The sequence below is a fragment of the Burkholderia sp. IDO3 genome (assembly GCF_003366075.1).
GTDB lineage: Bacteria > Pseudomonadota > Gammaproteobacteria > Burkholderiales > Burkholderiaceae > Burkholderia > Burkholderia anthina.
The window spans coordinates 2324283-2337865 of sequence record NZ_CP028962.1 but is presented as its reverse complement, the minus strand read 5'-3'; the positions used below and the strand labels follow the sequence as shown (position 1 = coordinate 2337865).

General features: G+C 66.5%; 11 protein-coding genes. 7 read left to right on the top strand and 4 right to left on the bottom strand.

Annotated features, from left to right (window positions below; all coding sequences use genetic code 11):
- Positions 1-4: 4 nt before the first annotated feature.
- Genes DCN14_RS10655 through DCN14_RS10640 form a run of 4 tightly spaced genes read right to left on the bottom strand, consistent with a single transcriptional unit; the run spans position 5 to position 6128 of the window.
- The gene (locus DCN14_RS10655) at positions 5-2647 is read right to left on the bottom strand and encodes a glycosyltransferase (protein WP_096508101.1); all 2643 of its coding nucleotides are present in this window, start codon (positions 2645-2647) and stop codon (positions 5-7) included.
- Positions 2648-2676: 29 nt separating this feature from the next.
- Positions 2677-4095 (bottom strand): UDP-glucose/GDP-mannose dehydrogenase family protein, encoded by a 1419-nt coding sequence (locus tag DCN14_RS10650; RefSeq protein ID WP_240327205.1) that lies wholly within the window; start codon positions 4093-4095, stop codon positions 2677-2679.
- 39 nt (positions 4096-4134) lie between these two features.
- On the bottom strand, positions 4135-5124 hold the full coding sequence (gene galE / locus DCN14_RS10645; RefSeq protein WP_096508100.1) for a UDP-glucose 4-epimerase GalE: 990 nt from the start codon (positions 5122-5124) through the stop codon (positions 4135-4137).
- Positions 5121-6128 carry a UDP-glucuronic acid decarboxylase family protein gene (locus DCN14_RS10640; RefSeq protein ID WP_096508099.1) on the bottom strand — a complete coding sequence of 336 codons (1008 nt, stop codon included), beginning with the start codon at positions 6126-6128 and terminating at the stop codon, positions 5121-5123. The genes galE and DCN14_RS10640 overlap by 4 nt, the downstream gene beginning before the upstream one ends.
- A 679-nt stretch (positions 6129-6807) precedes the next feature.
- On the opposite strand from DCN14_RS10640, the gene DCN14_RS39005 reads away from it, so the two are divergent.
- The 7 genes from DCN14_RS39005 (at position 6808) to DCN14_RS10600 (ending at position 13541) form a co-directional block, all read left to right on the top strand.
- Positions 6808-6939 (top strand): hypothetical protein, encoded by a 132-nt coding sequence (locus DCN14_RS39005; RefSeq protein WP_275896813.1) that lies wholly within the window; start codon positions 6808-6810, stop codon positions 6937-6939.
- Between the two features lie 1348 nt (positions 6940-8287).
- Positions 8288-8614, top strand: a complete 327-nt coding sequence (locus tag DCN14_RS10625) for a hypothetical protein (RefSeq protein ID WP_096508097.1) — start codon at positions 8288-8290, stop codon at positions 8612-8614.
- Positions 8615-8725: 111 nt separating this feature from the next.
- A complete protein-coding gene (locus DCN14_RS10620; RefSeq protein WP_096508096.1) occupies positions 8726-9316 on the top strand; it encodes a hypothetical protein in 591 nt (196 codons plus the stop codon).
- A gap of 74 nt (positions 9317-9390) precedes the next feature.
- The gene (locus tag DCN14_RS10615; RefSeq protein ID WP_096508095.1) at positions 9391-9663 is read left to right on the top strand and encodes a hypothetical protein; all 273 of its coding nucleotides are present in this window, start codon (positions 9391-9393) and stop codon (positions 9661-9663) included.
- A 44-nt stretch (positions 9664-9707) separates the two neighbouring features.
- The gene (locus tag DCN14_RS10610; protein ID WP_115531382.1) at positions 9708-11267 is read left to right on the top strand and encodes a chemotaxis protein CheA; all 1560 of its coding nucleotides are present in this window, start codon (positions 9708-9710) and stop codon (positions 11265-11267) included.
- Between the two features lie 155 nt (positions 11268-11422).
- The gene (locus tag DCN14_RS10605; RefSeq protein ID WP_096509031.1) at positions 11423-12007 is read left to right on the top strand and encodes a hypothetical protein; all 585 of its coding nucleotides are present in this window, start codon (positions 11423-11425) and stop codon (positions 12005-12007) included.
- A 172-nt stretch (positions 12008-12179) separates the two neighbouring features.
- Positions 12180-13541: a sigma-54 dependent transcriptional regulator gene (locus tag DCN14_RS10600; RefSeq protein ID WP_096509032.1), complete on the top strand. Its 1362-nt coding sequence runs from the start codon at positions 12180-12182 to the stop codon at positions 13539-13541.
- The last annotated feature ends 42 nt before the right edge of the window (positions 13542-13583 follow it).

Sequence of the window (13583 nt, the reverse complement as noted above, 5' to 3'; positions counted from 1 at the left end):
CCGCTCATTTCGCGACGACGTTCGTCTGCAGGAACGACGGCGTGATCCGCCAGTCGGGCACATAGTTCGCCGGCCACGCGCCGGGCGTATCGACCGCGTTGAAATAGAACACGGCCGTGAGCAGCGGATAGCGCCACAGCGACCGCTGGAATTCGTCGAGCTCCGCGCGCTTGCGCGCGTCCGACCCGTCGACGCCCAGCTCCGTGACCATCACCGGCAGCCCGTAGTCGGTCACTCGCGCGTACTTGGTCTTCAGGATGCTCGCGGCGGAGAACTGGCCGCCGGGCGGCCACACCGCGCAGCGCCGGCAGTCGAAGACGGACAGTCCGACGTCGTCCACGTAGGCGCGGCCGGGGAAATAGTCGTCGAGGTTGCGGTTGCCGGCCGGCGACCACACGAAGCGGATCTGGTTGGTCACCATCCGGCATGCGGTCACGACGCGCCGATAGGCGTCGACGTACGCGGACGCGTCGCCGGTCGCCCATGGGTAGCGTCCGGTGTCGACTTCCATCTCGTGGCCCCAGCGCACGAACACGGGGCCCTTCAGCGCGGCGAGCGCCGCGCAGGTCGTCGCGATGAGCGTGTCGTAGCGGCCGTGCGCGATGTCCGCGAGCAGTGCGCCGCGCCGCGTGTCGCCGGCCGCCCACGGCTCGACGGTCAGCATCAGCGATCGATTGCGGGCCTGCGCGGTGCGGTACGCGCTATCGATTTCCGCGCCGAGGTCGGGCGCGTTCCACGACACGAACACATGATCGAACGCGAGAGCCGGATTGTCCGCGAACGCGTGGCCCGGGTCGTACGCGCCGAACGCGGGCTGCTTAACCAGCTGCCCCGGCGCGGGCGCGACCACCGCGGGCAGCCCCGAACGCCACATCATCGCCTGCCAGCCCTTCGGCGCGCGCAGCCCGATGCCCGTCAGCAGCATCGCGAGTGCGAACACGAACAGCGCGTTGCGCACGGGCAGGCGGCTGAAGAACATCTGCCGGAGCGCCGATGCGGTGAGCCCCTGTTCCCTGCCGTGGTTGACGGTGACGACGCCCGCGATCACGAGATACAGGATGCTCGTGAGCGTCGAGAACAGGTAGAAGCCGGCCGCGTTGTGCGGATTGTCGACCGCGACGACGGGCATGCTGCAGAACAGCGAGATCAGCAGATACGGCGACACGACGCGCAGCGGCGCGTCCTGTTCGATCGTGCCGCCCTTGGGCGTGACCTTGAACGCGAATTCCTTGCCGCGCAGGCAGTCGAGCACCGCCGACCCGCAACCGAGCACGACCCACGGCCAGCGCGCGAACACGAACGACAGGCCTTCCCACGACAGCAGCTTCGTATTGAGCGGCCGGCACGACCGGGTCGTGCGCGTGACCCACGTGACGACGCAGAGGATCAGCACGGTGAGCGGCAGCGCATAGGTCAGGTACGTGAGGTAGTCGACGTGCGCCCACACGCGCCCGGTGAGGAGCGCGACGACCGGAATCACGACGCTGCCGGCCATCGCGAGCGCGCACAGCGGATACCAGAGCTGGCAGAACAGGAACTGCGTCTTCAGCTTCAGCGGCAGGCCCATGAAATAGTGGCGCGTGTAGCGCAGCATGATGATCATCACGCTCTTCGACCACTGGAATTCCTGCGTCGCGAGATCGGCGAAGGTGCGCGGCCCTTCGCCGTTCGCGATCGCGTTCAGCGCATGCATGCCGCGCCAGCCATTCGCGTTGAAGATCATCGTCGTCGAGTGATCCTCGGCGAGCTCGGGCCCGATCCCGCCGATCTCGCGCAGCGCGCGGCAGCGCACCGCGTAATGCGAGCCGATGCAAAGCGGCGCGAGCCCGGCCGCGTAGCCGGCCTGCATCGTGCCGTGCAGCGGCCCTTCGACGTTGACGCGCCCGCGCGCGCTCCAGCTGGTGGCCGCGTTGCTGTCGCAGATGCTCGGCGCCGACACGTAGCCGACCTTCGGATCGAGAAACGGCCGCAGCATTTCCTCGAGATACGTATGGGTCGGCACGTGGTCCGCATCGAGCTGCGACACGAAATCGTAGTTGTCGTAGCCGTACGTATCGTAGAAGTACGCGAGATTGCCTTCCTTGCATTTCGTGCGGCGCGGCCAGCTCGTGCGGTGGTACTCGGCGATGCCGCGCCGCGTCGACACGCGCACGCCGTGCAGGGCGCACCATTCGAGCGTTTCCGGCGTCGGGTCCTCGTCGGCGAGCCACGTGTCGTGCGGGTAGCTCTGGTCGAGCATCGCGAGCAGCGTCGTGCGCACGATGTCGAACGGCTCGGACGGCGCCTTGGTGACCACCATCGCGACACGCCAGTCGCGCGGCACCGCGAGCGCCGGGTTCGGCACGACCGCCGAGCGGATGATGAAGATGAAGTAACCGGGAATGAAGGTGGTCCAGAACAGTACGAAGCAGTTGACGCCGAAGCGGAACGCATCGACGTAGTGCTCGTCGCGCAGCCACCATTGCCAGAAGATCCCCAGCGTGACGAACCAGCACAGCGCGAGGAGCTGGAACACCGTCTTCGTCTCGGGGTCCATCAGCGGGACGAGGAGGGGGACTTCCGTGTGCGGGCTGTCGACGCGCTCTGCTTCGGTATCCGATGTTTCCCGGGCAGGGCCGCCGGCAAGCGACGCAACCAGATTCTTCATGGCGTTCTCCCGCAACGGTTGGGTAACGGTTACTTCGAGTCGACCACCCGGGTTGAAGCAAGGGGCGCCGCGGGTGCGTCCGCGGACGGGGTGCGCGGCGCGTTCGCACGGTCCGCGCTCGGATGTTCGCCGCACGAGCGGCCCACGCGTTCGTAGCGGCGAAAGCCGCTGTCGACCGCGAGCTGCTCGTTGAACAGGTTGCGCATGTCGAGCATCACGGGGTCGGCCATGTGGTCCGCGAGATCCGCGAGATCGAGCGCCTCGAATGCCTTCCATTCGGTCATCACGACGACCGCGTCCGCACTGCGCACCGCGTCGACCGCCGAGCCTTCCATGAACACCTGCGGCAGCAGCCGCGACGCCTCGTGCGGGCGCGCCGGGTCGTAAGCGCGGATATGCGCGCCGGCGCCGACCAGCAACTGGATCACGTCGATGCTCGGGCTTTCGCGCACGTCGTCGGTCTGGCCTTTGAAGGTCAGGCCGAGCACGGCGATGCGCTTGCCCTTGATCGAGCCGCCGCACGCCTTCTCGATGCGGTGGAGGATCTGCTCCTTGCGCAGCGCGTTCGATTCGATCGCCGCGCTGACGATGCGCAGCGGCACCGCGTATTCGGACGCCGTCGCCTTCAGCGCGCGCGTGTCCTTCGGGAAGCACGAGCCGCCCCAGCCGGGGCCGGCCTTCAGGAACGACGCGCCGATGCGCCGGTCGAGGCCCATGCCGTTCGCGACCAGTTCGACGTCCGCGCCGACCGCTTCGCACAGGTCGGAGATTTCGTTGATGTAGCTGATCTTCACCGCGAGGAACGCATTCGCCGCGTATTTGACCAGCTCGGCCGTCTCGATCTCGGTGGCGAGCACGAGATGGCCCATCGCCTCGAGCGGCGCATAGATCGCCTTCATGATCTCGATCGCGCGCGGATGCTCGGCGCCGAACACGACGCGATCCGGATGCATGAAATCGTCGATCGCCGATCCTTCGCGAAGGAATTCCGGGTTCGACGCGATCGCCGCTTCGATGCCGGCGGGAGTGTGATGCTCGACGATGTGTGCGACGGCCCGATTGGTGCCGACGGGGACCGTCGACTTCGTGACGACGACCGTGAACCCGTTCAGGCTCGATGCGATTTCCCGCGCGGCTGCCTCGACGTACCGCAGGTCCGCGCGCTCGGTGCCCGGCAGCGTCGGCGTGCCGACCGCGATGAACACCGCGTCGCGGTCGCGCACGCTCGCCGCCAGGTCGCTGCTGAAGCGCAGCGTGCCGCGTTCGACGTTGCGCGCGACCACGGCGTCGAGGCCCGGTTCGTAGATCGGCATGCAGCCGTCGTTGAGCGCGTCGATCTTGCCGCGATTGTTGTCGATGCATACGACGTCATGCCCGAGATCCGCGAAGCAGGCGCCGCTGACGAGTCCGACGTAGCCGGTGCCGACGATGGCAATCCGCACATTCATGGTGATTCCCCTGCATGGGTTTGTCTGATGCCTGCGTGACTACCGGGTGGTTTCGGGATGCCGTTCCTTCTGAAACCACCGTGCTGCGTGTTCGACCATCTGTTCGATCGCGGTGAAGCGCGGCCGCCAGCAGAGCACGAGCCCGGCCTTCGTCGCGTCCGCGTACAGCGCGGGCGGGTCGCCCGGGCGGCGCGCGGCGATCACCGTCGGCACCGCGCGTCCGGTTGCGGCTTCGACGGCGCGAACCGCTTCGAGCACCGAGGTGCCGGTGCCGGTGCCGAGATTCAGTGCGACGCTGTCGCCGCCGCAGAACAGGTGCGCGGTGGCCTTTACGTGCGCGTCCGCCAGGTCGCTCACGTGGATGTAGTCGCGAATCGCCGAACCGTCGGGCGTCGGGTAGTCGGTGCCCATCACGCGAAACACGCTGCCGGTGCCGAGCGCCGCGCGGATCGCGAGCGGCAGCGCATGCGTTTCCGGGTCGTGGTTCTCGCCGATCGCGCCGTCCGGGTCCGCGCCCGCCGCGTTGAAGTAGCGCAGCGCGATCCACTTCAGCCCGTACGCGCGCTCGAAATCCGCGGCCATGCGTTCCATCGCGTACTTGCTGAAGCCGTACGGGTTGATCGGCTGCTGCGGCGTGCGCTCCGAGATCGGCAGCGTGTCCGGGATGCCGTAGGTCGCGCACGACGACGACATCACGATCCGGTTCACGCCGGCCTCGCGCATCGCGCCGAGCAGCGTGCAGGTGCCCGTCACGTTCACCGTGTAGTAGCGCTCGGGAAGCAGCACCGATTCGCCGACGTAGGCGAGCGCGGCGAAATGGATCACGACGTCGGGCCGGTGCGCGGCCATCGCGATCGAGAGCGCGTCGCGGTCGAGGATGTCGGCCACGACGAGGGGCCCCCATTTGACCGCGTCGCGATGGCCGGTCGACAGGTTGTCGTAGGCGACCGGCTCGTGCCCCGCCTGTGCGAGCGCCTTGCACGTATGGCTGCCGATATAGCCCGCACCGCCTGTCACGAGCACTTTCATGCGGCGGCTCCGGTCATGCGCAGCACCGGCTCGAGCCACAGTTCGCGGCTGAAGTAGTCGACGGTGCGACGCAGCCCCTCGTCGAGATCGATATCCGGGTGCCAGTCGAGCTCGGTGGCGGCGACGGAGATGTCGGGCTTGCGCTGGTGCGGATCGTCGATCGGCAGCGGACGGAACACGATTTCGGCCGACGAGCCGGTCATTTCGAGCACTTTTTCCGCGAGCTCGATCATCGTGAATTCGCCGGGGTTGCCGATGTTGACCGGCGTGCCGACGTTGCGCGCGGCGTCCATCAGCGCGAAGAAGCCGTCGATCAGGTCGCTGACGAAGCAGAACGAGCGCGTCTGCTTGCCGTCGCCGTAGATCTCGAGCGGTTCGCCGTTCAGCGCGCCGACGATGAAGTTCGACACGACGCGGCCGTCGCGCGGCGACATCCGCGGGCCGTACGTATTGAAGATGCGTGCGACGCGCACGTCGATGCCGTGCGCGCGATAGTAGTCGTAGCACAGTGCCTCGGCGGCGCGCTTGCCTTCGTCGTAGCACGCGCGCGGGCCGATCGTGTTCACGTTGCCGCGATAGGTCTCGATCTGCGGATGCACGCCCGGGTCGCCGTAGATCTCGCTCGTCGACGCCTGGAACACCCGTGCGCCCGTCTTGCGCGCGAGCGCGAGACAGTGGTTCATGCCGAGCACGTTGGTCATCATCGTATGGACGGGATCGATCTGATACGTCGGCGGCGACGCGGCGCACGCGAGATTCCAGATCTCGTCCACCTGCAGTTGCGGCAGGCCGAGCGACACGTCGCCCTTCACGAACTCGAAGCGGCCCGACGCCTTCAGGTCGGCGATGTTGAGCTTGCGCCCGGTCAGCAGGTTGTCGACGCATGTGACGCTTGCGCCTTCCATCACGAGGCGTTCGCACACGTAGCTGCCGAGAAAGCCGGCGCCGCCCGTTACGAGCACGCGCTGACCGACGCGCGTTTCGATCGAAACCCGGTCATTCATGGTCTTCTCCGTCGTCGAGCATCGTCGGCAGCGCGAGATCGAGGTGCGCGAAGAGCGCGCGAACGGGCGCCATCGCGTTGTGCGGACATTGAGCCGGCGTACGCCGGTCCGTGTATGCGGAGTTCGACGAAGTGCCGTGACCGGCGCTCCGGTTTCGCGGATTGCCACGCTGATGCCTGAACGACGCGAACGCCGCTCGATCGCTGGTGAGCTTCATTGCCTTACCCCGGCTGGCTTATTGACGATGCCGCCGCCGCCCGCCTTCTTCCGGGGCGTGACGTGCCGCTCGTTAGGACCGGATATCAGGCAATCGGCATGCCAGGGACGCTGGGTGAACGCGTCGTCCGGGCATCGCATCCGCGCGGGCGAGCGACACGCGCATTTCTGTTTCAGGCATGAATCGTCGAGGCAGTTCGACGCGCGCGGGAATGATCGCCGCGACACGGACCGGTTACACGAAGTGCATGGTCGATCCTGCTGCGACGGATGCTCGGCGGTCGATCGAACGTGCAATGCACATGTTGCAGCGCCGAGATCGGCGACGGTCGCCGATTCAAAAGTGTTTCGTTCGTGAACCGGGATCCCAACCGATTCGGCATAAAAAGAATCATCGAAAAGGCGCGTTTTCAGGAAAGGAAGTGGATTGAATGGAAGAGGAAAGATCGATAAGGCAATTGCAATGGATCGCAAGGCGGGCGCGTTGGCGGTTTATCGCGAATGCCTGATCGGGATGGCGATCGTGTTGGCGCGGTGCGAATGGATTGGTTTTTCGCCGGTTTCGTCTTCCGTTCGATCGGCCGCGTGCGGGTGAGTCTGGCGATATTTTCACGAATGAATCAATTGCGTTCGGGTTTTGACGCAGCAGGCATCGTGTAAACGTATCGATGCCCGTCGCGCCGGGCCTCCGGAACCGGGGGTTGCGTGCTCCGATTCCCTGCACCCCGGACGGCCCCGAGCCGCCGGACGGGCCGCCGAGGCCGTTTCGCGACTACCGTGCCGGGCGCCGCCCCGCCTGCGCGGCGGGGCGTTTCTCAAGTTTGAAACACGTGTTCGCGGACCCGCTCCAGACCCTGCGGCACGCCGCATTCGTCCGTCTATTGCCGGGATTGCTTCGTGGCGTTCAATGATCGCGGGGCGTTCCGGACGGTTGTCGCGATACATTCCTGAAACAAAAAGCGCGATTTATGACGCTGCGTTCCGGGGCTGCTGTAGCGCGCCGTGCGCAACGGTCGGTGGCATAACGCATGGCATGTTGCTTGCGATATTCGGGGCATCGGCGGGCGGTCGACATCGCATAACAAAGATGTGGGGCGGCCAACTCGTCAATAAGCCAGTCGGGGAAACGGCGATGAAGACCATAAGCAGCAGCTTGATCCGCGCGTTCTTGGCGCAACAGAGGGGTAGTCGGACAGATAGGGGTATCGCTCGCGACGCAGTGCCAGCTTCGCGGGTTGCTCCTTGCCGGTTTCACGGTCTCCGCGCGGTGCACGCGCTGGAGCGCCTGTCGCTTTGGACGACGACCGGTCGACAGCGACGCTCGCCTTCATTCAGCTCACCCGGTTGGGCCACGCTGTTCGTGCCGGACAGCTTGACGCCGATTCGTCTTCGACCATGCAGGGCCGTTTCGATTACGCCGGGCCAATACCGGCGCTGGCTGGATTAGCTCGAACGCCCTCGGCCGGATTGCCAGGAAGACTTTTGATCGGTATCTCAGGGAGATGCGATGCCATCTGACCGTGAAGCAGCCCCGTTATCGCTGTAATAAGGCGGATATTTTTTGACGGGCCTGTATTTGCGGTAGGCAATTATATTCACGTATTTTCGATCGCCGAAACGGAATGCCATGTGCCGGCATGCCGCGAGGGCGTATCGGAAAAAATAATCCGGTATATCGAATGATTTAATTCGGATTGGGTGAATTCTTTGCTTTTTGGTAATCGCGGTGTATTGCCGGTGTTATCGAAAACACCTAAAAGAAATTTCGAAAAAACAAGAAATACGAACTACACTTCGCTTGACCAAAATTATGAGGCGGAGAATTCGAATCGATGCTTCGTAATTAGATAGTGATCCTTATTTATCGGGATTGCTCGAGGCAGGGGGGTTGAAGGCGTGCAACCTTCCTCGCTTATTCCGTTCACGCCGTTTTGGAGTCGACCATGAAGAAGCTTCTGATTGCAGCAGCAGTTCTGGCCGTTTCGGGTGCAGCGTTCGCAGGTGGCGGCACGGTGTCGAGCAGCAGCTCGTCGAGCGGCGGTGCGACGTCGGCCGGTGTCGTCGGGTTCGGCCACTTCTCCGCGACCGATTCGGGCTCGGCACTCGGCGCAGCCGGCGCAGTTGCCGGCGGCCCGGGCAGCGGTTCGATCTCGTACACGAACCACACCCAAACGTCGACCGTTGGCGGCTTCGGCCTCGGCGGCTCGCAGGCTAGCGGCTCCAGCGGCGCGAATGCCGGTTCGGTGGGCTGGACGTCGTATCACCACTAAGCCGCGACGCGTAGCGTTCGTCATTGGCTGGCGGTACGGATGCCGGGCCTCGTTCCGCAAGGGCGGGCCCGGCACCGCGACTGTCAAACTTCCTCACAGCAAGGAATTGCTATGAAAGCCAACGTTTTTTTAGCGACAGCGCTCACCGCTCTATCGTCGGCCGTACTCGCGGCCGGTCCGTCGACGGTCAACCAGACGCAATCGGTGGCGTCGGGTGTGTCCGGTTCGGTGCTCGTCGGATCAGGCAGCTATACGAGCAATTCGACGTCGGTAGCAGGCGCAAGTGCTGGAGGTACCGTGACGCCCAGCGGTTCGACCGGAACGGCATCCGCTTTCCACAACTCGACTTCGACGGCCAGCGGTTGGGGCACGAACGGGGGCGCGTACGCGGCGGGCGGCGCTATCGGTGCCGCGGGGTCGAACGGCGGGAACAGTAGCACGAGCGAGAACGCGAATGCGCTATCGGGAGGGGTGACCGCCACGATCGTACTCGGCGCGACCCGCTACACCGCAACGGGCGGGAATGATAACGGTGTCGCCAACGCGGGCGCCGCTGGCATGACGGGCTTTGGCGGGTCGGGCACGATCGCGGGTTCGAACCACTACAACTCGTCGACCGCGTGGAGTACCGGCCCGGCCGGGTCACCGTCCGCATCGGGCGGCAGCCAGGCAAGTTCGGGCGCGACCGGGAGCAGTCATTAGGCGAGTGCGGGGGGACCAGTTTCCCAGCGACGCTGGTCTCTTTCGCCGCGCTGTTGTTCAAGTAAGGAGTTGGCATGAAGCAGAAACTGATTGCCGCCGCTCTGATGCTCGCGTCTCTGACGGCATATGGCGCTGACCGTGCTGCCGAGGACGTGCAATCAAATATGCAGACGTCAAACCCTACAACCAACCCGTCAGAACAACAATCGCTTTCGTCGGGCAATGCCATCGGGACACCGGACTCTCAGCCATGGCCGGGAATGTCGGGCGGCTCGTGGTCCCAGCTGGGGAGTGGCTGGAAGCAGTTCGGGGAAGCAGGCAAAGCTGAAGGAATTCAGGGGAATTAGTACGGTTGCCTGGGTGGGAGGTCAAACCTCGTCCGGAGATTGAAATGAACAGCAACAAGATCAAGGTGGCATGTGCGGCAATGTTCGCGATGACCACGATCGGTGCCCAAGCGCAAACCGCCGACTCGAGCTCGCAGTCGTCGACGTCGTCGACGGCGATCAGCCAGGGCGGCGGCTCGAGCATGAACACGAACACCACGACCGGCGGCAGCGCCAACAGCAGCAGCGGCGTGCGCGGGAGCGGCAATTCGAACGTGAACGTGAACGTGACGATGCCGTCCAGCACGAGCGGCGGTTCGAACGTGACACCGCAGGGCTTTAGCTCGCTCGCGTCGGCCGGCTCACCCGGCACCAACCCGTACAACACCCAGTCAGCGGAAAACGTCAACTACTCGGGTACCCAGACGATCAAGACGAACCCGTCGATTCAGGCGCCGGGCCTCACGACCACGCTGTCCGATACCTGCATGGGCTCGGTGAGCGTCGGCGTGTCGTTCCCGGGATTCGGCGCGACCGGCGGCACGACGCTCGTCGACCAGGCTTGCGTGCGTCGCCTCGACGCGCGTGAATTCCGTGCGATGGGGTTGACCGACGTGGCGCTCGCGCTGCTCTGCCAGAGCGATGCGAACCGGCGCGCGGTGGAAGCGACCGGCCACCTGTGCCCGGGCACGACCGCGCCGCTGGCGCGCTCGAACGTGGCGCCGTCCGCCGAAGCGACCGTCGCCGACGATGTGAAGTATCGCGATCCGCTGGTGCGCAACCGCATGGGTCTGCCGCCGCTCGACGCAGCCGCGCCGGCGCCCGCGCAGACGCGCCCGGTGGCGACGACCGCCGTCCAGTCCGCGCCGATCGCGGCACCGATGCCCGCACCGTCGATCGCCGCGCCGGCCGTCAGCGCAGTGCCGGCCGCCGCACAGGCGGCTGCCGCGAAGGCGTCCCAGGCCGCCGCGGTCGTGCCGGCTGCCGCCGCCGCGCCGGTTGCCGCAGCAGCACCCGCGGCAGCGCCCGCGGTTGCGGCTGCACCGGCCGTCGTCCCGGCCGCGATGGCTGCGGTCCCTGCGGCCGCCGTCGTCGCCGCGCCGGCCGTCGCCGACAAGGCAGCGGAACCTGCACCTGCGGTTGCCGACAAGGCACCGGAGCCCGCACCTGCGGTTGCCGACACGGCACCGGCACCGGAACCCGTGCCGGCCGCGACCGACAACGCTGCGCAAGCCGCGGCACAGCCGGCCGTCGACACGAAGGCGCAGGATGCCGCGCAAGCCGCTCCGGCCACGACCGACGCCGCGCCGCAGGCCGACGCTGCCGTCATGCCCGCGCCCGCTGTCGATGCGAAGGCTGCCGATGCGGTACCGCAGGCGGCCGCCGAAGCGCCGGCCCCCGAAGCCGCGCAGCCCGCCGCGGCGGCCGCTGTTGCCGACACGCCGGCTGTCGATGCGAAGGCGACGGACGCGGTTGAATCCGCTGCCGCACCGGCACCGGCCGCCGACTCGCCGGCCGTGACCGACCAGGCGAAGGATCTCGCGCCGGCAGTCGACCAGCAGGCTGCACCGGCCGCTCCGGCCATGCCGGCTCCGGCCGTCATCTCGACGAGCACGTCGTCGTAGGCACGCGGGTCCGGCTTCCGCGCGACCGCGTACCGGCCGCGCGGGAGCCGCCGGAACCCGCTGCGCGATGCGCGTTGCAGGTTTGACGGGTGTTGGTCCCATCCCCGAGGTCAACACCTCTTTTTGCCTGTCGAGGGTACAAGGAGGCCTCAATCATGAGGATCTTTTTGGTCGCTCTGTTGCTGTACGGCACACAAGCTGCCGCACAGTCGGTTTTCCAGAACCCTGCGGTCTTCGTCATCCTGAGCGAGCAGACCCTTGCGAACGCAGCGAGCGTGCAGCAGGCGCTGACGACGCTCGGCCGCCCGGACAACACGGCATGCGTGCCGATGATGATGGTCGGCGATCCGCAGATGATTTACATGATGCCGGAGGAAGGCCATGCGCCTTCGTGGCAATCGCCGGCATACGGTCGCGGCACGCCGTTCGAAGCGCAGAACGGGCCGGCATCGACCGGCAAGACGGTCGGCGCGATGCAGCACGCGGAGGACATGCAGACGCAACCGTGGAGCGACAGCAGCGCGATCACGCAGAAGATCGCCGGCGAGTCGAGCGTATCGGCGTCGGACCGCGTCAGCGACTGGCAGCGCAACGGCCTGAACACGATCGAGACGGCGCGTGCGACGGACGTGACAGTGAACGGCAAGGTCTACCGGCCCTACAACCATGAACTCAACCATCCCGCGGGGCCCGTCGCAGAACCGCAAATCTATACGCAGCGGGTCGTGTTCTGCCGATAACGAAACACTACCGTGCGGACACGCCGGCAGCGCCGCGCGCGGGCAGGGAGACCCGTTGCGCATCGTCGCAGGCCGGGCGGCCCGACGGACCATCCCACGCGGCGAGGCTATCGTGAACTATTGCTGCCCGATCAGACTGTCAGGCCCGGAGGAGGACGAACGGGACGCATGCATGCCGCCGTTCGCGCCGGACCGGCGCCACCACAGCGCGCCGTCGCGTCCGCTCATCTATCTGTCGCAGCATCCCGACGCCGCGCTGATCGACTGTCTCGCGTCGCGCGGCTGGGAGGTCTGGCGCGCGAAAACCGTTGCGGACGCACTCAATCTCGTCAAGGCGAACCGCCTGCATGCGGGCATCGTCGATTTCGGCGACTTCGCGTCGCCCGACGTCGGATCGTTCGAGACGCTGCTGCGAGATCCGCGCGTCGGCTGGGTCGCGCTCACCGACGACGACGGGCTGCGCGATACGACGGTTGCACGCCTGATCCGCCAGTGCTGCTTCGACTACGTGCACGACGGGAGCGCGGACGCGACCATCGGTTATCTCGTCGGCCACGCATACGGGATGGTGAAACTGTCGGAAGGCGACCCGACCGCGGATGCCGCGCCGCCCGGCGGCACGATGATCGGCGCGTGCGACGCGATGCGCCGCCTGTTCGCGACGATCCGCAAGGTCGCCAACACCGAAGCGACCGTCTTCATCGCCGGCGAATCCGGCACCGGCAAGGAACTGACCGCCGCCGCGATCCATCAGCAGTCGTCGCGCGTCGATGCACCGTTCGTCGCGGTGAATTGCGCGGCGATTCCGTCGACGCTGCTGCAGGCCGAGCTGTTCGGTCACGAGCGCGGCGCATTTACCGGCGCGCATCAGCGCAAGATCGGGCGCATCGAGGCCGCGCACGGCGGCACGCTGTTTCTCGACGAGATCGGCGACATGCCGTTCGAGAGCCAGGCGAGCCTGCTGCGTTTTCTGCAGGAAGGCAAGATCGAGCGGCTGGGCGGCCATGCGTCGATTCCGGTGGACGTGCGGATCGTATCCGCGACCCACGTCGATCTCGAGGCCGCGATGCAGGCAGGGCGCTTTCGCCCGGATCTGTATTACCGCCTGTGCGTGCTGCGCATCGACGAGCCGCCGCTGCGCGCGCGCGGCCGCGACATCATGCTGCTCGCCGAGCACGTGCTGACGCGCTATCGCGGCGACAGCTCGCACCGGATCCGCGGCTTCATGCCCGGCGCGATCGAGGCGATCCACAACTATGCGTGGCCCGGCAACGTGCGCGAGCTGATCAACCGGATCCGGTTCGCGGTCGTGATGACGAACGGCCCGCTGATCTCGGCGGCCGATCTCGAACTGAACCGGTACACGTCGTATCAGCCGCCGACGCTCGCGGAAGTGCGCCGGCAGGCGGAGCGGCGCACGATCGAGGAAACGCTGCTGCGCCACCGGCACCAGCATGCGGACGTCGCGGCGGAACTGGGCGTGTCGCGCGCGACGCTGTACCGCCTGATGATCGCGCACGGGCTGCACGGCTGACGCCGATCGCGCCGGGTGTGCCGCCCGCGGCGCGGGCCCGGC